Here is an 18,242-nt window from a genome sequence, read left to right on the forward strand (position 1 = left end):
GAGACGCTCCGGAGACGGAGGCCACCGCTTTTGCATCCCGTCACGTACTGGCGGCAAACAAGAGCGGTGGCCTCCACGCCATTGACACCATCCCCTGCTCAGTTCCGTGAATCGCGAAACAGCAGGGCCGCCTGCACCCTGTTATCCAGTTCCAGTTTGGTCAGAATTCGCGACATATGGGTTTTTACTGTCCCCTCGCTGAGAAAGAGGAATTGCCCAATTCCAACATTGCTCATACCCTGTGCAACGGCGTCCAGCACCTCCGCCTCCCGCGCTGTCAGCAGCTTCAACCGCGCCACAGCAGCATTTGATTTCGCCGCCGCAGCCCTCTCCCTGGTCCGCTCAATCAACCGCCTTGTCACTGTTGGTGCCAACATGCCTTCCCCCGCAGCTACGGCACGAATAGCCTGAAAAAGCCGCTCCGGATCTGTGTCCTTAAGCAAAAAACCCGCCGCGCCAGCCTCCAACGCAGCAAAGACATGCTGGTCAAGATCAAAAGTTGTCAGTACCAACACCCGAGGCGGGTTTGGCAGAGCACACAGCTCCAGCGTCGCGGCGATACCGTCGCCCCCTGGCATCCTCACGTCCATCAGTACGACGTCGGCACGTTGGGTTTGCGCGCACCGCACCGCTTGCGGTCCGCTGGCGGCCTCGCCCACCACCTTCATATCTGTTCGGGTTTTAACCATTGTTACCAGCGCTGCCCGCACCAGCTGTTCATCGTCAACGACAATGACACGGATGGGCGAGGCGGTATCGAACCGATTTAGCTCTGCAGTCTCCGCGTTGGAACCGGTGTGCTCTGCCTGATCGGGAAGGGCTCGTGAACTGGTCATGAAGTAGCGCCGTTCCTTCTAAGGAGTTGTACCGGGATACTGGCCTGCAACTGAAATCCGGAATCACTGGGCCCGTGCTGAAGAATTCCGTTCAAGACTTTGATGCGTTCGCCCAGACCAATCAGTCCCGTCCCAGCCCCCACGGCTGGTTCGTTGCTGATCCCGTGCCCATTGGAAACGACTATCCGCAGCTGATGCGCTTCCATCGTCGGCGTCTGTGCGCTTAGAAGTTCCACGCTTAGAAGTTCCACGCGAACAACAGCCTCTGTCTCTGGGGCATGACGGGCCACATTGGTGATCCCCTCCTGCACAACCCTGTACGCGGCCCTGCTCACGGCATCGGGGATGTCACCAAAAGTTTCCAGGTTCGTGGAGTAGTCAATGGCCACGCCGGCTTGGCGCCACTGGCTAACCAAACCACCAATTTCTTCCAGGCCCGGGGGCGCCGTGCGGTCCAAGGCCGTGGGATGAGAAACAACGCTGGGTGATATTCCCACAAGGCCGCAGCTGTCCGCCGCCACGCTACCGGCAACATGCTGGCGCCATTGCGCAGATATTACAGAACTGCCGGAAATGCCATCCTCATGCAGCACCCCCAACACGTCACGGAGTTCACCCAATGCAGCATGGGCCGTCTCGCGAATCAGTTTGGCCGCTTGGAGCGTCTGCGTGTCAGGTGCAGCAACCTGCAGGGCAGCTGCCTGGACTGCCACCAGGGACATCCGGTGCGCCAAAGTATCGTGCATTTCCCGGGCAATGCGGTGACGCTCACCCAGCTTGCTTTGTTCGGAGTCAGCGCTGCGCTGCGCCTCGGAGCGTTCGGCCCGCTCCTGCAGTGTGGCTAGCTGCGCCTGAAGCAACCGAGCACGTTGGCCACGGTAGGCTCCCCAGACGGCAATGGCACCGAGCAGGAGAACAAGGAATAGAGCGTTGGGCCACGCCAATGGTTCGATCCCAACAACAGCTTCGGCGCCTACGCTCACAGCAATGACCCCGGCAACCGGCCAAGAGAATCGACGCTTCGCCAACAAAAATAGTGCCACAACGAACGCCAGACCACTAAAGGAAAGAGAGCCCAGCAAAGCCGTCACAACAGCCGTTGTCTTGGGGAAACGGTGCCTGCCAATCAACACCAGCGCACCAACCGGGGCTAGAAGAAGGGCAACTCCAAACCTGGCCCACTCCATCCCGGAAATCTCCGGCTCAGGAATTAGCCCGGTGTCCAAGTCCAGCCCAACCGAAACTATTGACAGCAGTATGTCCACAGCGGCCACAGAGATGACCAACAGCACGGTGCGCCACACACTCCCTGACGGGAGCATTCTTATTTTCATACTCTTAGCCTATGAGCCCGTTCCCTATTGGCGCATCCAACTAAAGTACTCGGCTGCCAAGTACCTACTATTTGCCCGCTCGTGACTTCAACCAATTCCGCAGCTTCAAAACCAAGCTGACAGCGGCCAGAGCCACGGCGATAACAATGAGGATTTCGGCCACCAGTTGTGGACCATTGCTCAGATGGATGACCCGGGCTACCACGCCGCACACTGCTGCTACTGCAAAGAACCAGCCAGCAACAGGCTTGGGCGGCCGGTTCTTAAGACGCCGCCGTGCTGCCTCGTTCATCGCCTGACCCAAGCCCCGCCCAAAGACACGCTGGCCCCTCAACTCAGGCTCCGGCGCAGTGCATGAAGCAAAGCCGCCGCCAAAAAAACCGTCAGCGGCGCACCACCGGGTTGGAGAGGCGGCCGATGCCTTCGATCTCAACGTCGAAGCGGTCGCCTTCGGTGAGTAGATCCACACCTGCCGGGGTGCCGGTCATGATGACGTCGCCGGGCAGAAGTGTGAACGCATGGGAGACGATCGAGACAAGTTCGCGCACGCTGCGAACCATCTGATTGGTGTTGCCGTCCTGGCGAAGGTCGCCGTTGAGCCAGCCTTTGATGCTGAGCTCGTCAGGATCAAGGTTGGTTTCGATCCACGGGCCCAGCGGCGCGGAGGTGTCAAAGCCCTTGGCCCGGGCCCACTGGCCGTCGCCTTTTTGGACGTCGCGGGCGGTGAGGTCGTTACCGCAGGTGTAGCCAAAGATGACCTCGTCAACACGTGATTCCGGGACATCCTTACATATGCGGCCAATGACGACGCACAGCTCAGCTTCGTAAGAGATTTCCTCGGAAAACTCGGGCAAGACGATGGGTTCGTTGGGGCCTACAACGCTGGTGTTGGGCTTGAGGAACAGCAGCGGGTTTTCCGGGACTTCATTGCCCAGCTCGCGAGCGTGTTCGGCGAAGTTGCGGCCCACACCTATCACCTTGCTTCGCGGAATGATGGGCGCCACCAGACGCACATCATCCAGCGGGTATTTGATGGTGGTTCGCTCCACACCGTTGAAGAAGGGATCTCCTTTGATAACAGTGACTATTTCACTGCCGGTTTCCCCTTCTACAATGCCGTACATGGGATCATTATCTGCAACAAAACGGGCTATACGCATGAGATCAACTCTAGCGTCAAAGTTCTCACTTCTGGCAGTTACCCATTGGTACGGCTATCAGCGTCAGACTCATTTCGCTTCTCTTTGACCAGCTCTTTGCTTCGCACCAGTCGTAGCGCCGTCACCAGCAACACTCCCCCGGCCATGTTAAACAGCACCGTGTACCAGAACCAGCTCAGCCACTCTAAATAGCCGAAAGGGGCTCCTGCCTGGATGGCTCCAAAAATGATGAGCGAGTCAAGTATCGAGTGGAAAAGCGGAAGACCGGCCAGCAGGAAAGCCGCACCCATGGCGGCCACAATTTTTGCTGGCATGGAGTCTGTACCGTGCTGCATCCGTGTCATCAGCGTGATGGTGCTGCCGCCGAGTATGGCTAGCGCGGCAGTCTGCACAGACAACGGCGCCAAGGCGTATTGAGAAGCCGATTCCACCACTGTTGCCCGCCATTCCGGGAACGCCTGCATCACCAGCCACATGATGATCCAGCCACCTGCCAGGTTGGCAACCAGCGTGCCGCCCCACAGCTTCAGCAGCTGTCCCATGCGCGCCTCTTTGGCAGCCACAGCAGCCAGCGGAACCAGAAAACCCTCCGTGAACAATTCGCTCTTAGCCAAAAGCAGTGCAATAAACCCGATACCAAACGCCAGCCCAGCCAAGAGCTTATTTCCGGTGGCGTGTTCCACCGCCAGATAGGCCATCACTCCCAGCCCTACTTCAATTCCACCAAACAATCCAGTAACTAATACCGAGGACCAGGTTCTGTGGAGGCGTTGAGCGCCTTCCTCAACGATGCGCTCAAAGGAGGTTTCCAGTTCTTCCTCCACGGGGGCTTCATTATCGCCAAGTTCGCGTCTGCGCTGCTCATCGCCCATCAGTTCCTCCTCCTAGCGCCAACCGTGTGGTGGCGCGTCACTGCTTGTCTCTGAATGGTATGCCCGCATTCGCGCCAGTGGCACGCGAGTCAAAAAGAACTCGCCGGAGCAGCCTCTGTCACTGCGGCCAGTTGGACAACCCCCCAGGGTTCTCTGAGACCATCGAGGAATGGATCAACTCGAAGTGACGATAAAACCCATTCTGGCCGTTCTTGGCGCCATAGTGGCTGCGCTAGTGCTGACTTTCCTCTTGCGAGTGATTGCCAATCATGCGTTTCGGAAGGTTCCTGACTTTAAACGCCGCTCCGCACCGGCTAAAGCTCCGGTTTTGGTGGTCCTGCTTTGTATAGGGGTGCGCATAGCTTTGGCGAGCACAGTAGCCAATCAACCGTGGTTTCATCCGGTGGACTTTGCCCTGATGGTTGCCTTCATTGTGGCTCTATGCTGGTTGGCTTTGGCAGCATTTTCCGTGGCAGAACGGTTGATTCTGCGCCAGTTCACAGGGCGGGTCAAGGACAGTAGACGTCGGCGCAGGCTCACCACCCAGATCAGTTTGGGCAGACGCATCCTCAGCGCGCTGGTCATCACTTTGGCGGTGGCCGGGTTGTTACTGACCATTCCCGAGGTAAGAGCACTGGGCACAGGGATCCTGGCTTCCGCCGGGCTGATCTCCATAGTTGCTGGCTTGGCCGTCCAAAGCTCACTCTCCAACGTTTTTGCCGGAGTTCAGCTTGCCTTCACCGACGCCCTCCGTATTGATGACGTGGTGGTGGTCGAAGGGCTGTGGGGCCTGGTCGAGGAAATCACCATGACCTATGTAGTGGTTCGTGTATGGGATGAACGCATGCTAATTCTGCCCTCCACTTACTTCACCAGCACTCCCTTTGAAAATTGGACAAGGAATAGCCCCAAAATTAAGGGCACCGTGGAGTTCGACGTCGATTGGCGGGCTCCGGTGGGCCAGCTGCGGGCGCACTTGCATGAAACACTTGAGGGCACGCCCTTGTGGGATGGTCGCACCGGCAAACTGGAAGTCACAGATACTGTCAATGGACTGGTCCGTCTCCGGGTGGTGGTGAGCGCCGAGGATAGCGATGACCTGTGGGATCTACGCTGCTTGGTCCGCGAATCCATGCTCTCTCATATCCAGCGCCTGCAAACTGTATCGATCCCGCGTCAGCGCTGGGAACAGGCCTCAGAGAATGTAGACACAGCAGCAGCTAAGGCCGGCTCTGGCATCATTGCGGATCTGGTAAATGAGGCTACGGTGCCAAACTCAACGACTACGAGGAAGTAGTCTCTGTACCAACCAAGCAGAAATAATAAACGCGCTGCTCACGGACTCCACATTGGCAGTCCACGAGCAGCGCGCTTATTTTTTGTTCGCTCACTGGCTGGTCCAGAAGCAATCAGGCCCAGCCCTCGGAAGAGAAGATTAGACCAGACGGGTCAGCCAGCCGTGCAAGTCCTCAACTACGCCTGTTTGAATGCCCACCAGCTGCTCGCGAATGGCTGCAGTAACCTCGCCTATGCCAACTGCGGGGGAAGCGATGGGGCCCTCCGCCGTCTTCAATTCGCCAATCGGAGTGATAACAGCAGCTGTGCCGCAGGCAAAGACCTCGGTGATATCCCCTGCCGCCACGCCGGACCGCCATTCATCGATGGTGATCTTGCGCTCTTGGACCTGCATGCCTCGATCGGCGGCAAGCTGCATCACGGATGAACGGGTAATCCCGTGCAGAATGTGGCCGTTGAGTTCGGGGGTGACAAGTGTGCCGTCCTTGAACACGAAGAAGATGTTCATGCCGCCAAGTTCTTCCACGGCGTTGTCATTGTTCGGATCAAGGAACAGGACCTGCTTGCAACCGTTGGCCTCGGCCTCCATTTGCGCCGCAAGTGAGGCGGCGTAGTTGCCACCGCACTTTGCCTCGCCTGTGCCACCTTCGCCGGCACGGGCAAAGGTAGTGGTAAGCCAGATTGAAATCGGTTTCAGTTCTCCACCGAAGTAGTTGCCCGCCGGGGATGCAATAACGCGGTAGGAGACCTCCCGCGCGGGTCGAACCCCTAAGAACGCCTCGGTGGCAATCATGAACGGGCGCAGGTACAGGGCATCACCATCGTTGGTGGGCACCCATTCCTGATCAATTCTCACCAGCTGGCGCAGTGACTCCAAGAAGGTCTCCACCGGCAGCTCCGGGAGCGCCACTCGGCGTGCTGAAGCGTTCAACCGGGCGGCATTGGCTTCGGGACGGAAGGTCCAGATGGAACCGTCTGCGTGCCTGTAGGCCTTCATACCTTCGAAGATTTCCTGGCCGTAGTGCAACACTGCAGAAGCCGGATCCATGGCAATGGGACCATAGGGTTCAATTCGGGCATTGCTCCAGCCACCGGCACCCTTGGCATCAACCTTATAATCAACCACTGCCGTGTGATCAGTGAAGTAATCGCCAAAGCCGGGGTTGGCCAAAATGGCCTCACGCTCCGCGCTGCTCTTAGGGCTTTCATTGCGCTGCTGAGAAAAGGAATGCTCATTGGCGATCTGGGTCATGCTTCCTCCACATGGTTGTGCCCGCCATCGGTAGTTCCAGCTTGAGGCGGAGTTCGGTACTTTTTTGGCGGATCCGACACTCCCGGACCCGCACTGTGAAACTACCTCAACTGTAGTACCTACCCGGCGTGCTGTGACCCACTGCGCGTACTAGATTCATGTGCTGGCCAGTGGCAAGGCGCAGAAGTACGACGCCGTTAGAGAGCCGCCGCTATAGCGTCACCAATGGCGCTGGTAGACCTGGGCGAGCCCGCTTCGCGGGTGGCAATATCTGCTGCAACTGCCGCCTCTATCTTTTGCGCTGCATTGCTGTGACCCGCGTGGTGCAGCAGTAGCGCCGCTGAGAGGATGGCCGCCGTTGGATCCGCTTTTTGCTGGCCGGCAATATCCGGGGCAGAACCATGGACGGGTTCAAACATGGACGGAGCCGTGCGGTCCATGTTGATATTTCCCGAGGCGGCCAAGCCGATTCCGCCTGTGACCGCCGCTGCCAGATCGGTCACGATGTCCCCAAATAAGTTGTCGGTGACGATCACATCAAAACGTGCGGGATCGGTCACCAAAAAGATCATGGCAGCATCCACGTGCAGGTAATCTACTTTGACCTCAGGGAAGTCCGCCGCCACAGCTTCAACTGTGCGCTTCCACAAGTGCCCGGCGTAAACCAGCACGTTGTGCTTGTGCACGTAGGTGAGCTTCTTGCGGGGACGCTCATTGGCGCGGCGGAAACCATCGCGGACCAAACGTTCCACACCGAATGCGGTGTTCACAGAGACTTCCGTGGCCACCTCGTGCGGGGTACCTTTACGCAACACTCCGCCGTTGCCAACATAAGGGCCCTCGGTTCCTTCGCGAACCACCACAAAGTCAATGGTGCCCGGATTCGCCAAGGGTGAGGCCACGCCGTCGTACAAGAAAGAAGGGCGCAGATTGACGTAATGATCCAGGCTAAATCGCAGCTTCAGGAGCATCTCGCGTTCAATCAGCCCGGAGGGAATGGAGGTATCCCCAGGTGCTGCACCCACGGCGCCAAAAAGAATGGCGTCATGGCTGCGCAGGGCCTCAATAGTGGAATCCGGCAGTGTCTCACCCGTGGCCAACCAGTGCTCAGCTCCGAGCAAGTAGTCAGTGAGCTTCAGGCCAAGGCCGTCACTGGCGCACACTTTTTTCAGGACCTTCACGGCCTCGGCGGTCACTTCGGGGCCAATACCGTCGCCTGCAATAACAGCAACGTCCAACACGGAAGGGTCCAGCACGGCAGTTTCAGTTGATGCGCTCATAGTTTCAGGGTAACGAAACCATCCACATGATGGTCAAAGCATCTCACATAATGAGATTAGGCCTTAATGGATGCGTAGCTTTCCAGTGCTTCGCGTCGGGTGACCTGCAGATCCACAATAGGCTCCGGGTAATCACTGGACAAAACCTCCGGCACCCACCGGCTGACATATTTCGCCGCAGGATCGAATTTCTTAGCCTGAGTCAGCGGATTAAAGATCCGAAAATACGGAGAGGCATCCGCACCAGAACCTGCTACCCATTGCCAGTTTGCCGGATTGGAGGCAGCATCCGCATCAATTAAAGTATCCCAGAACCACTGCTCCCCCACCCGCCAATCAAAGCCAAGGTTCTTCACCAGAAAACTGGCCGCAACCATCCGGACTCTGTTGTGCATCACCCCTGTGTGCCATAATTCCCGCTGACCGGCATCCACCATTGGGATTCCTGTCTTACCCTGCTGCCAAGCGGCCAGGTGCTCGGCGGAACGTTCATCGCCACCGGCAGTCCGCCATGGAAAGTGATCAAACTGTGGACGCAGATTGGTGGTGGCCAAATCCGGGTGGTGATACAACTGGTGCCAGCAAAATTCACGCCAGCCCAGCTCGGAGGCAAACACGGCGGGACCAGTTGATCCAGCCGGCGTGGAACTATGGGAGGTGGGACCGCTCTGGCGGATCTGCGCCAGTCCAGCCCATATCTGGAACGGGCTCAGCTGCCCCCAACGCAAGTAAGGTGAAAGCCGGCTTGTTCCGCGTTGGTCAGGCCTGTCGCGCGCGTCAGAGTAATCCCCTACCCGCTCATTGAGGAAATCAGCCAGCAGTTCATGGCCGGCCGCCGCCGTGGGCTGCCAGTTTTCACGCAGCCCGCCGGCCCAATCGGGGGTGGTGGGTAGCAAGTTCCAGCTTTCTAGCCCATCGCTTTCTGGCAGCGGAGCGCCAAAGCCTGATCCGGGGTCGGGATGGCCAAGCGGTGCCCTGAAGTCCTCGGTGGAGACTGTTCGCCAGAAAGGTGTGAAAACCTGATATGGATTACCTGCCCCGGTGCGCACTTTCCATGGTTCATGCAAAAGGTTGGCTTGGAAGCTTTCGGCGTGGATGCCCTTGTCTCCCGCCCAGGACTTGACCGCTGCATCGACCTCTCGTTCCGGGCCGCCATAGCGTCGGTTCCAGTAGAGGGCTCCCGCTCCCAGCTCGGCGGCCAACTCGGTGACAACCCCAACGCCGGGGCCACGGCGCAGGATTAGCTCAATACCCAGCTGGGCAAGTTCAGCTCGAAGGTCTACAAGTGCGTAGTGTAGCCACCACTTCACGGCCCCACCCAGTGCCCGGATACCCGGGGACTCCTCATCCAGGACGTAGAGCGCCACAGCGGAACCTTCCCCGGTAGCAGCTAGTAAAGCGGGGTTGTCGGCCACGCGCAAGTCATCGCGGAACCAGACGATAGAGACATTCATGAGTAGGCCTTTCGGTACTTGAGTAGCTGGGTCGCTTGGGTAGCTGGGTCGCTTGGTTACTGGGTCACTTCGAAGCGGAGCGGTTCCAGGGCAACGATTACTAGCTGCCTCGGAGAATCAGCCAGATCAAAGTCAACGTGACAAGGAATCCGGTGAGGTAGTTCAGCCATAGGAATCTCTTCCAAGCAACATTGGCGCTTGCGGAGGTGGCATCGGTGACACGTAGATAGGGGCCAACATTGATTAAGTAAGGCACGGCCAACACGGCAGCAAAGGGTGCTGGGGTCCATAGCATCAGCACGCCCGCCATGGCGTAGGCAATAAAGGAAAACCACGCGGTGAAGCGGGCACCAAGCACTGTACCAATGGAGGCAATATTCGCCTCTCGATCCGGTACAACATCCTGCACAGCACCAAAGGCATGGCTGGCCATGCCCCACAGGAAGAAGGCCAATAACACGGCCCAAACTGCGGGGGAAAACTCAGCGTTAACCAAGGCCAAGCCGTATACGGCAGGAGAGACAAAATGCGTGCTTGAGGTAATGGAATCCAGGAACGGACGTTCCTTGAAACGCAGAACTGGCGCGCTATAAGCCACTACGGCGAACAAGGATACGGTTAGAACAATATTTGCACCCACACCCCCTTGGGTGGCCAGGACCAGCACAAATGGTGCAGTGGCAATGACGGCGGCCCAGAGCACAAAACGGTGGTGGCGGCGGTCCAAAACCGCGCCTTCTACTCCCCCTTTGCGGGCATTGAGTAGATCCGATTCGTAGTCAAAAACATCATTGATGCCGTACATCAAGAGGTTGTAAGGGATCAGGAAGAATATTGTTCCCACCACAAATACCCAGTCGATCCGTCCCGTCACCAAAAAGTAGGCTGCTGCGAAGGGATAGGCCGTATTGACCCAAGAAACAGGGCGTGAAGTCACAAATAAATTCTTCATGATTTTTTCCTCCCTGTCAGCAACAACCAAAGCCCTGGTAGCAGCAGCACCCCACCAAGCGGGTACGCAAAGTCTTCAATGGGAGCCAGACCAATGTGCAAACCGTTAAGCGTCTCACCAGCGTAGTCAAAGAGACCCGAAGCAATCATCAGGTTGTCGAAGACCACCGTCAGCCCCACCATGACGAGCAGAGAAACAAGAACAGCGGTACTCACCGTCCGTTTCTTTGGGCAGCGCCACAGGGCCGCTACGAAGATCAGAGCAGCTAGCGAAAGGAAGATTGCATTGAGCTGAAGAAAATTCATCCCTGCCCACCTCCTGGTTGGTGTTCCGGTTGGTGGTTTCCACGCCGGCGTCCACGCTTAGTTGCCCGCGATAGCACTCGCTGAGCTCCGGTAAAGAGAATCATCGTTTGATAGCACAAGAACAGCAGGAAAAATGCTTCTTCCAGTGGCAGTTGCTCCCCGATCATGATCCCCGTCATCAGCGGGGAATCGCGGTGTAAGAAGATGCCAACAGCAATGGCCCACACATCCCAGGCCAGGAAAAAAGCTGTACCCAGAAGAAGGACTGCGGCGCCGGCAAGTGGCTTGTCAAAGAGGAACAGTTTCCACCGGGCATCGATAAGTGCCATGCACCCTAACAGGGCCAGCAGAATAGAGAGATAAATCATGTGGCATCCACCGGTGCATCCAAGGGCTGTGCATCCAAGGGTCCTGCATCCAAGGGTCCTGCGGTGGTGTCACCGCGGACCAATTTAAGCACTATTTCTGCGCTGATCATGCACATGGGCACACCGATTCCGGGCCGAACGGAGCTTCCTGCATAGTACAACCCTGCCACCTTGGCGTTGCTGTTGCCCGGGCGCAGGAACGCACTTTGAGTCAGGGTGTGGGCCAGGCCTAATGCGCTCCCTTTCCATGCGTTGAAGTTATCTTCAAAATCCGCTGGGCCGTAGCTGCGCCGGACCACAATGCGTTCTGCCAGATCCGGGGTGTTAGTCCACGTGGCAAGTTGGGCGATGGCCGCATCGGCAACTTTTTCCACCTCAGGTGAGCCAGCGCCGTCGTGCCCGCCCTTCCCCCACTTCGTCAACGCCGGGGCCGGAATCAAAAAAAACAGGTTCTCGCTGCCAGCTGGAGCCACTGTAGGATCTGTGGCGCTGGGGCGACTGACGTACAAGGACGTGGTGCTGGCAAGCGCCTGGCCATCAGTGATGCGGGCAAAGTTGTCCTGCCAGTCGTCGGTGAAGAGCAGGTTGTGATGGGCAAATTCTGCCAAGGTGCCGCTGACACCAAGGCAGACAAGGACGGCGCTGATACCCGGATCAGTCTTCTCCCATTTGCTTTCTTTTCGCATGCGCAATGGCTCCGGAAGCAGCGCCGTCTCTACGTGGTGCAGATCCGCAGCCCCCACAACAAGGTCGGCACTCAATCTGTGCCCAGCACCGGCGTTGTCTTGCCAGGCAACTCCCTCGCAGCGAGCTTTTTTCCCGGCCGTTTTGGTGAGAATCTGCGTTGCTGTGGCACTGGTGATGATATTTACCCCTGCCGTACGGGCCACACGCTCCATCGCATCAACAACGGCGGCGAATCCGCCTTGCGGGTACAACACCCCATCCTGTAAATCCAGATGGCTCATCAGATGATAAATAGAGGGCGCCTTGTAGGGGCTGGTGCCCAGAAAAACAGCAGGATAACCCAGCACTTTTTGTTGCAGTGGATGTGTAAAGCGTGCCGCCACAAAGCCGTGCAACTTCTGCGTCAGAAGCTTGGCAAGCCTGGGCGCATGGCGAAGAACCTGAGGGCTAAGGAAGCCGCGAAGAGTACTAAATGGATCATAAAGAAAGTGCTTTTTGGCCAAGTTGTAGGCCAGCTCGGCGGAGTCCAGGTAGCGTTCCAGCTCTTCTCCGGAGCCCGGTTCTTGGGACTCGAAAAGGGCCGTGGCCAGTCCACGTCCTGTCCGGACTTCGGTTGAGTCCGTGCCTGGCTGCGCTTTCCCGTCACTGCCGATGCTGCCGATGTTGGCCGCGGCAACCAAATTTGGGGAGTTCCATAATTTGTAGGCCGGATCCAGCCTGACTAGCTCCAGCTCGGCAGCCGCGCTAGTGCCCATCATGGCGAACCAGTGGTCAATGACTTCCGGCATGAGGTACCAACTAGGCCCGGTGTCAAAACTGAATCCTTCACTTTCCCACCTGCCCGCACGGCCGCCAAGCTGATCCCCTTTTTCCAGAATCGTGACAGCGTGCCCGTCCCTTGCCAAGAGCCCAGCCGTGGCTAACCCTGAGATGCCTCCACCAATGACGACGCATGTTCGGTTCATAGGTGTGCCTCCTGTGGCAAAAGCTTGCGGGGGTTGATCCGGGTAGTGCTGGTGAATACTCGCAAAGCTATACAGACTTTTTGCCAGTCAGGCACGCGGACTCGACGTTTCACCAGATTGGCGGCCGGTACTTTTCCGATCCGATCTACAAGCGCTAGAAACAAATCATGCGCCAAGCGCACAGCGCGTTGCGCCGGGGGTGCAAGAAACACCATGCCTGCCCTGGCTGCAGCAAGGTCGTCCCGGATGTCCTGCAGCAGTTCGCGTTTATGCGCATCGTTGAAAACAGACGGGTCCAACCCGGGAAAATAAAAACGGCCCAAGTCACCACTGTCAGCACCTAAATCACGCAAAAAATTCACTTTTTGAAATGCGGCACCCAAACTACGAGCGGAATGGATCAGCTCCTGTTCATGACCGGGCACGGAGCCTTTCATGGTTTGGAAAACCTGCAGGCACATAAGACCCACCACTTCTGCAGAACCATAAATGTATTCCGCTAAAGTTTCCGCGGAATGCACTGTTTCAAGCACATCCGTTCGCATCGAAGCAAAAAAGGGTTTCGTCAACTGGGCATCAATGCCCACCTGCCGCGCCGTCAAGGCAAAAGCATGAACCACCATGTTGGTGCTGTAGCCACACTCCAAAGCCTTTTCGGTTTCCTGTTCCAAATTATCAAGTTGCCAACACACTTCTTGCGCATCGAGCCCGGCCGCGGCAGCAGCGCCGTCGACCACTTCATCAGCAATCCGGACCAAAGCGTAGATATTCTCGATGTGGCGGCGCTCTTTACGCCCCAAAATCCAGCAGGCCAGCCCAAACGAGGTTGAATAGCTGCCAATCACCACCCCTGCACTGCGGGTGGCGGTATCTGAGTAATGCCCTAAGGGATCCATTCCCATGCTTAGTTTTTCCTTGTCAGGACGTGATCGCAGATGCGGCAAAGTTCGGAATAGAGCGCTTCTGGCAGTTCCAGCTGCCCTGCCTTATCCAAAGCATCCGAAACCAGGGATTCGGCCAGACCCACAGCAAAGTCCTGCGCCCCTAGTTGGTGGAGGACCTCACGCATGGAATCCGTGCTTGCCCGCCCTGCCTTGAACGACTCCAAAGCAGCTACAAACTCATGGGAGCCTTGGGCAAAGGTGGTCAAGATGGTGCGTTTACCCTCGCGAAGGTCAGAGTCAACCGACTTGCCAGTCTGGGCGGATTCGCCGAATGTTCCCAGAACATCGTCAATGATTTGGTACGCAATGCCAATGTCGCGGCCCACCGAGGCCAACGCATCGGCAGTGTCTACCGACTCGCCCGCCAACAACGCTCCGGCACGCAGGGGCATTTCAAAAGAATAAACAGCGGTTTTTAGCCGTTCCATGTTCAGCACTTCTGGCAGTTGGGCATCCAAGCCCCCCAGTGAGAACAACAAGTCATCGAGTTCACCGGCGGCAGCGGCAAAAATTGCCTCGTGCATGGTTTCCAGGATCAGCATGCTGTGCGGGTGGGACAGTGCGGCCGAAGTAGCCAAGCGAAGTGATCCTGTCAGCAACAGATCTCCGGCAATAATGGCGGCGGAAAATCCGGCATGATCAGCGTCAGCATCATCATGGCCAAGAGAGGCCGCCATATCCCGGTAATTTGCGCCAATGGTGGCCGTGCCTCGGCGGATAAAGTCCCTGTCAATGACGTCGTCATGCACCAGCAATGCTGCGTGCAGGATCTCAAAGGCCGCGGCCATGTCTGCGCAGGCACGCAGATTGCTGCCACCAAACGCCGAATATGTCATATAAACCAGCTTGGGACGCATCCATTTACCACCATCGGTGGTCTGAGCCATCCGATTCCAAAGAGAGCTGAACGCCGGTGAGTAGTTGCGTGCGCGCTCCTCGTGTCCGGCAAAATACTCGTGTAATGACGCCTGAACCTGCACCTTGAAAGAACCCCAATCCGGCGTCCCCGCACTGATCATAGGCTCTCCCAAAGCCGGTCTATCAGCCGAAACGCTGCTCCTGCGATCCGTCATGGTTCCACCTCGTAACGTGTCTGGACCTTGATTGGTTGTTGGCATCACTGCACACCTTTAGCTAGTGCTTGGGTCTGGGTAAGGTCTGGAAATTTGGCTTCGAGGTCGCTAATGCGGCTGGTAATCGATTCCACCACACCGCTAAGGAAATCTACTAGCACCCGCTGTCCCTCGTCATCGTAACCGCGGGCTTTTCTATCCACTGCCAAGATCATGGGCATGAGTTTTTCCATGGTTGCACGGACCGATTCCGGGCTTGGACTGATCACTGAGCGGCGTCTGTCGGTGGGATGCGGTGTCCGCTGGACATGGCCTTTGCTCACCAACCGATCGATCACTGTGGTGGTGGCCGCAGGGGTCAGATGGAGTAATTGGGCTAACTCGCCCGGAGACATCGACATCCGTTTCATCAGATGCTGCATTGCCGCAAAGTCCGTTTCATTGACGTCCATTGAACGCCGCATGATGAACTCCATTTCCTCGTTCAGAACGAGAATCTCGCGAACCAAAACCGAAGCCTGGTGCATCTGGCCCCGAGGTGAAATACCTTGGCCATTGACCATATCCGACTCCAAAGTTTGATTATAAGAAAATCTAACTACATAATGGTGGAACGAAGTCGTTTTGTCGAGCCGGAGGTAGTGAACATGGCCAGGATTGCTGTTGCAGGAGCTACCGGATATGTTGGTGGCCGGCTAGTGCCTTTGCTCCTCGACGCCGGACATGAGGTAACCGTGCTGACCCGCAACAGCACCAAATTACGTGACGTCCCCTGGCACGATCAGGTGAAAGTCGATGAAGGCTCCATGGAAGATGAACAGACGGCTGACGAGCTGTGCTCCAACGCAGAGATTGTCTACTATCTGGTCCATTCCATGTCAGGAGCAAAGGACGCGGTTGCCGATTTTGAGCGGATAGAACGTCTCTGCGCCATGAACTTGGGCAAGGCTGCCCGCGAGGCTGGGGTAAAACGCCTTGTTTATCTTTCCGGCCTCCACCCCAAAGGCAAACTCAGCCGCCATCTGGCCTCCCGCACAGAGGTTGGCGATATCTTGATGGCCTCCGGCACGCCCACAGCGGTTCTTCAGGCTGGTCTTGTTATTGGTTCGGGCTCGGCAAGTTTTGAGATGGTCCGCCACCTCACAGATGTTCTCCCAGTGATGCCGGCCCCTAAATGGGTTATGAACAAAATCCAGCCTATTGCCATCAGGGATGCTCTGCACTACCTGGTCGGTGCCACCACGCTTCCACCGCAGATCAACAGGACCTTCGATATTGGCGGGCCCGAAGTTCTGCGCTACGCGGACATGATGCGTCGCTATGCCCAGGCTTCGGGTTTCCGGCCTCCAGTAGTCATTCCACTGCCAGTGCTGACCCCATGGTTGGCAGCCCAGTGGGTCAACCTGGTAACCCCAGTCCCCCGCAGTCTGGCGATTCCCCTCGTTGAATCGCTGCAACACGACTGCGTGTCCAGCGAAAATGACATTGCCAATTACATTCCCGAACCTGACGGCGGCCTCACCACCTATAAACACGCGGTGGAACTAGCGCTGAATAAAATGGAAGCTGACACGGTAGAAACTACGTGGGCCACTGCGCACGCACTGAGTGCACCCGCAGAGCCGCTACCCAGTGACCCCGACTGGGCAGGTTTAACAGTCTTCACCGATGAGCGAAGCAAAACAACTGATGTTCCTGCCAGCCAAGTGTGGGCGGTGGTGGAAGGGATCGGCGGAGAGAACGGTTACTACTCACTTCCTTTGGCCTGGTCGGTGCGGGGCTGGATGGACAAGCTTGCAGGCGGGGTTGGTCTAACCCGAGGACGGCGTAGCCCCACCCATCTCCAGCTCAATGACACAGTGGACTGGTGGCGGGTAGAAACCCTGGATCGCGGCCGTCTGCTGCGGCTGCGAGCAGAGATGATTGTCCCGGGCCGGGCTTGGCTTGAATTTGAGGTCACCCCGTTAGCGGACGACGGCGGCGCCCCAGGCAGTGACTCAGGCTCCGGTTCTCAGGGGAAGCCCGATCCCGACTCTGGCGGGAGTATTTTCCGCCAGCGAGCGGTCTTTTTCCCCCGCGGGCTGTGGGGGCGTTTGTACTGGCTGGCAGTGCTTCCTTTCCACGGCATCATCTTCAAGAACATGGCGAGCCGAATCACGGCAGCTGCTGGCCGCCGCTGAGGTTCATATAGCCGGTACTCCATCTCTCCACCCCTGGCAGGATGCCGCGTGACCCCGCGCCACCTAGAGTTGGAGGTGTGATCATGCATTCCATCTACGATTGGTTCCGCCGGCACCGGTTTGCCGTGGATTTTATTCTCATGGCTGTCCTGTTGCTGATGGTTTTTCCCTTCAGCATGACGGACGTGGGCTATCCTGGCGCCCTTTCTAACACTTTAGTCAGTAGCATCTTCGCCGCAGCCTTGGCGGTTCCTTTAGCGTGGCGGCGCACACGGACTGTCTTGGCTGGGAGCCTTATTGCGGGGGTTGCGCTACTGCAGTGGGCCTTGCATGTTCCTCCGGCACCGGCCAATATTGCTGTGCCTCTTGTTGTTTACGCCCTTGCGGCGTTCGGACCCCGGTGGGCCAGCCTAGGCGGACTCGGCCTGGCTTTAGTGGGTGCCGTCCTGTTGGTCACCCGCTATTTTTACAACTTTGGGACAACCTCGTTGGCAGATCTGCCATCAGGGATTGTCACCATCATTTCGGTCTGGGTATTAGTCCTATTCAGCTGGACAGCAGGGGATTTAACCCGCACCAAACGCTTGCGCGAACAAGCCCTCTCCGACCGTGCCAACCGGCTGGAAATCGAAGCGCAGCATGAACGCGAACTGGCAGCCAGCGATGAACGTGCGCACATTGCCCGCGAAATGCACGATATTGTGGCGCATTCTCTTTCCGTCATCATCACCCAGGCCGACGGCGCCCGGTACGCAGCAGTGGCCAATCCTGAGATTGCCCCTGAAACGCTGGCCACAATCGCCGCCACGGGCCGTTCATCTCTGCAAGAAATGCGCCGGCTTTTGGGCGTGTTGCGGGGTGACGCCGAGGCCTCAACCCGCCCGCTGCCAGGCCTGATGGACCTTGACGAGCTTCTTTTGGGTATCCGCGCAGCCGGACTACCCGTGGGTTACAGTGTCACTGGCGATTCAAGACGCCCGCTGCCTGCCGGGGCCGAACTCACCGCGTACCGCGCCGTTCAAGAAGCACTAACTAACGTCATGAAGCACGCAGGTCCCAACGTTCAAGCCACCGTCAATCTTGGGTGGAATGCCCGCGGGTTGGAAGTTAGTGTGAACGACGACGGCCGCGGAGCCTCCAGCCCAACCCCTGCCGGCGCCGGCGGAAACGGTTTGCGCGGTATGGCTGAACGGGTCAAGCTTTACGACGGAAAACTTAGCGCGGGCCCGCTCCCCGGTGGAGGATTCAACATCACAGCATTCATTCCCTATTCGGAGAACTAAC

18 protein-coding genes are annotated in these 18,242 nt (G+C 57.6%); 3 read left to right on the top strand and 15 right to left on the bottom strand.

Annotation, left to right across the window (positions count from 1 at the left end; translation table 11 throughout):
• Nucleotides 1-98 precede the first annotated feature (98 nt).
• The 5 genes from AAFM46_RS10655 to AAFM46_RS10675 all read right to left on the bottom strand — a co-directional run bounded on the left by AAFM46_RS10655 (nucleotide 99) and on the right by AAFM46_RS10675 (nucleotide 4,202).
• Nucleotides 99-836, bottom strand: a complete 738-nt coding sequence (locus AAFM46_RS10655) for a response regulator transcription factor (protein ID WP_343317688.1) — start codon at nucleotides 834-836, stop codon at nucleotides 99-101.
• Nucleotides 833-2,170, bottom strand: a complete 1,338-nt coding sequence (locus AAFM46_RS10660; protein ID WP_343317690.1) for a histidine kinase — start codon at nucleotides 2,168-2,170, stop codon at nucleotides 833-835. The genes AAFM46_RS10655 and AAFM46_RS10660 overlap by 4 nt, the downstream gene beginning before the upstream one ends.
• 67 nt (nucleotides 2,171-2,237) lie before the next feature.
• The gene (locus AAFM46_RS10665) at nucleotides 2,238-2,462 is read right to left on the bottom strand and encodes a hypothetical protein (protein ID WP_343317692.1); all 225 of its coding nucleotides are present in this window, start codon (nucleotides 2,460-2,462) and stop codon (nucleotides 2,238-2,240) included.
• Nucleotides 2,463-2,553: 91 nt separating this feature from the next.
• Nucleotides 2,554-3,330 (bottom strand): fumarylacetoacetate hydrolase family protein, encoded by a 777-nt coding sequence (locus AAFM46_RS10670; RefSeq protein ID WP_283527979.1) that lies wholly within the window; start codon nucleotides 3,328-3,330, stop codon nucleotides 2,554-2,556.
• A 38-nt stretch (nucleotides 3,331-3,368) separates the two neighbouring features.
• Nucleotides 3,369-4,202, bottom strand: a complete 834-nt coding sequence (locus tag AAFM46_RS10675) for a formate/nitrite transporter family protein (RefSeq protein ID WP_283527981.1) — start codon at nucleotides 4,200-4,202, stop codon at nucleotides 3,369-3,371.
• A gap of 184 nt (nucleotides 4,203-4,386) precedes the next feature.
• Here AAFM46_RS10675 and AAFM46_RS10680 point away from each other — a divergent pair, with 184 nt between their 5' ends.
• Nucleotides 4,387-5,499, top strand: coding sequence for a mechanosensitive ion channel domain-containing protein (locus tag AAFM46_RS10680; RefSeq protein ID WP_343317695.1), 1,113 nt, complete (start codon nucleotides 4,387-4,389; stop codon nucleotides 5,497-5,499).
• A 138-nt stretch (nucleotides 5,500-5,637) separates the two neighbouring features.
• Here AAFM46_RS10680 and AAFM46_RS10685 read toward each other — a convergent pair whose 3' ends face one another.
• The 10 genes from AAFM46_RS10685 to AAFM46_RS10730 all read right to left on the bottom strand — a co-directional run bounded on the left by AAFM46_RS10685 (nucleotide 5,638) and on the right by AAFM46_RS10730 (nucleotide 15,341).
• The gene (locus AAFM46_RS10685; RefSeq protein ID WP_283527985.1) at nucleotides 5,638-6,750 is read right to left on the bottom strand and encodes a branched-chain amino acid aminotransferase; all 1,113 of its coding nucleotides are present in this window, start codon (nucleotides 6,748-6,750) and stop codon (nucleotides 5,638-5,640) included.
• Between the two features lie 197 nt (nucleotides 6,751-6,947).
• Nucleotides 6,948-8,030, bottom strand: a complete 1,083-nt coding sequence (locus AAFM46_RS10690; RefSeq protein ID WP_343317697.1) for a 3-isopropylmalate dehydrogenase — start codon at nucleotides 8,028-8,030, stop codon at nucleotides 6,948-6,950.
• Nucleotides 8,031-8,086: 56 nt separating this feature from the next.
• On the bottom strand, nucleotides 8,087-9,484 hold the full coding sequence (locus AAFM46_RS10695) for a deoxyribodipyrimidine photo-lyase (protein WP_343317699.1): 1,398 nt from the start codon (nucleotides 9,482-9,484) through the stop codon (nucleotides 8,087-8,089).
• Nucleotides 9,485-9,584: 100 nt separating this feature from the next.
• The gene (locus AAFM46_RS10700; protein WP_343317701.1) at nucleotides 9,585-10,436 is read right to left on the bottom strand and encodes a prenyltransferase; all 852 of its coding nucleotides are present in this window, start codon (nucleotides 10,434-10,436) and stop codon (nucleotides 9,585-9,587) included.
• Entirely contained in the window at nucleotides 10,433-10,741 is a 309-nt protein-coding gene (locus tag AAFM46_RS10705; protein WP_343317703.1) for a lycopene cyclase domain-containing protein, read from the bottom strand. The genes AAFM46_RS10700 and AAFM46_RS10705 overlap by 4 nt, the downstream gene beginning before the upstream one ends.
• A complete protein-coding gene (locus AAFM46_RS10710) occupies nucleotides 10,738-11,109 on the bottom strand; it encodes a lycopene cyclase domain-containing protein (protein WP_283527995.1) in 372 nt (123 codons plus the stop codon). The genes AAFM46_RS10705 and AAFM46_RS10710 overlap by 4 nt, the downstream gene beginning before the upstream one ends.
• Nucleotides 11,106-12,761, bottom strand: a complete 1,656-nt coding sequence (gene crtI / locus AAFM46_RS10715) for a phytoene desaturase family protein (protein WP_343317707.1) — start codon at nucleotides 12,759-12,761, stop codon at nucleotides 11,106-11,108. The genes AAFM46_RS10710 and crtI overlap by 4 nt, the downstream gene beginning before the upstream one ends.
• A complete protein-coding gene (locus tag AAFM46_RS10720) occupies nucleotides 12,758-13,663 on the bottom strand; it encodes a squalene/phytoene synthase family protein (RefSeq protein WP_343317709.1) in 906 nt (301 codons plus the stop codon). Before AAFM46_RS10720 ends, crtI begins: the two co-directional genes overlap by 4 nt.
• A 2-nt stretch (nucleotides 13,664-13,665) precedes the next feature.
• Complete coding sequence (locus AAFM46_RS10725; protein WP_283528000.1) at nucleotides 13,666-14,778, bottom strand: polyprenyl synthetase family protein; 1,113 nt, start codon at nucleotides 14,776-14,778, stop codon at nucleotides 13,666-13,668.
• Between the two features lie 44 nt (nucleotides 14,779-14,822).
• Nucleotides 14,823-15,341 carry a MarR family transcriptional regulator gene (locus AAFM46_RS10730; RefSeq protein WP_343317711.1) on the bottom strand — a complete coding sequence of 173 codons (519 nt, stop codon included), beginning with the start codon at nucleotides 15,339-15,341 and terminating at the stop codon, nucleotides 14,823-14,825.
• Between the two features lie 84 nt (nucleotides 15,342-15,425).
• Here AAFM46_RS10730 and AAFM46_RS10735 point away from each other — a divergent pair, with 84 nt between their 5' ends.
• Nucleotides 15,426-16,958, top strand: coding sequence for an SDR family oxidoreductase (locus AAFM46_RS10735; protein WP_343317712.1), 1,533 nt, complete (start codon nucleotides 15,426-15,428; stop codon nucleotides 16,956-16,958).
• A gap of 83 nt (nucleotides 16,959-17,041) precedes the next feature.
• Nucleotides 17,042-18,241 carry a sensor histidine kinase gene (locus AAFM46_RS10740; RefSeq protein WP_343320436.1) on the top strand — a complete coding sequence of 400 codons (1,200 nt, stop codon included), beginning with the start codon at nucleotides 17,042-17,044 and terminating at the stop codon, nucleotides 18,239-18,241.
• The last annotated feature ends 1 nt before the right edge of the window (nucleotide 18,242 follow it).

Origin of the sequence: Arthrobacter sp. TMP15 (assembly GCF_039529835.1) — a bacterium.
Taxonomy (GTDB): domain Bacteria; phylum Actinomycetota; class Actinomycetes; order Actinomycetales; family Micrococcaceae; genus Specibacter.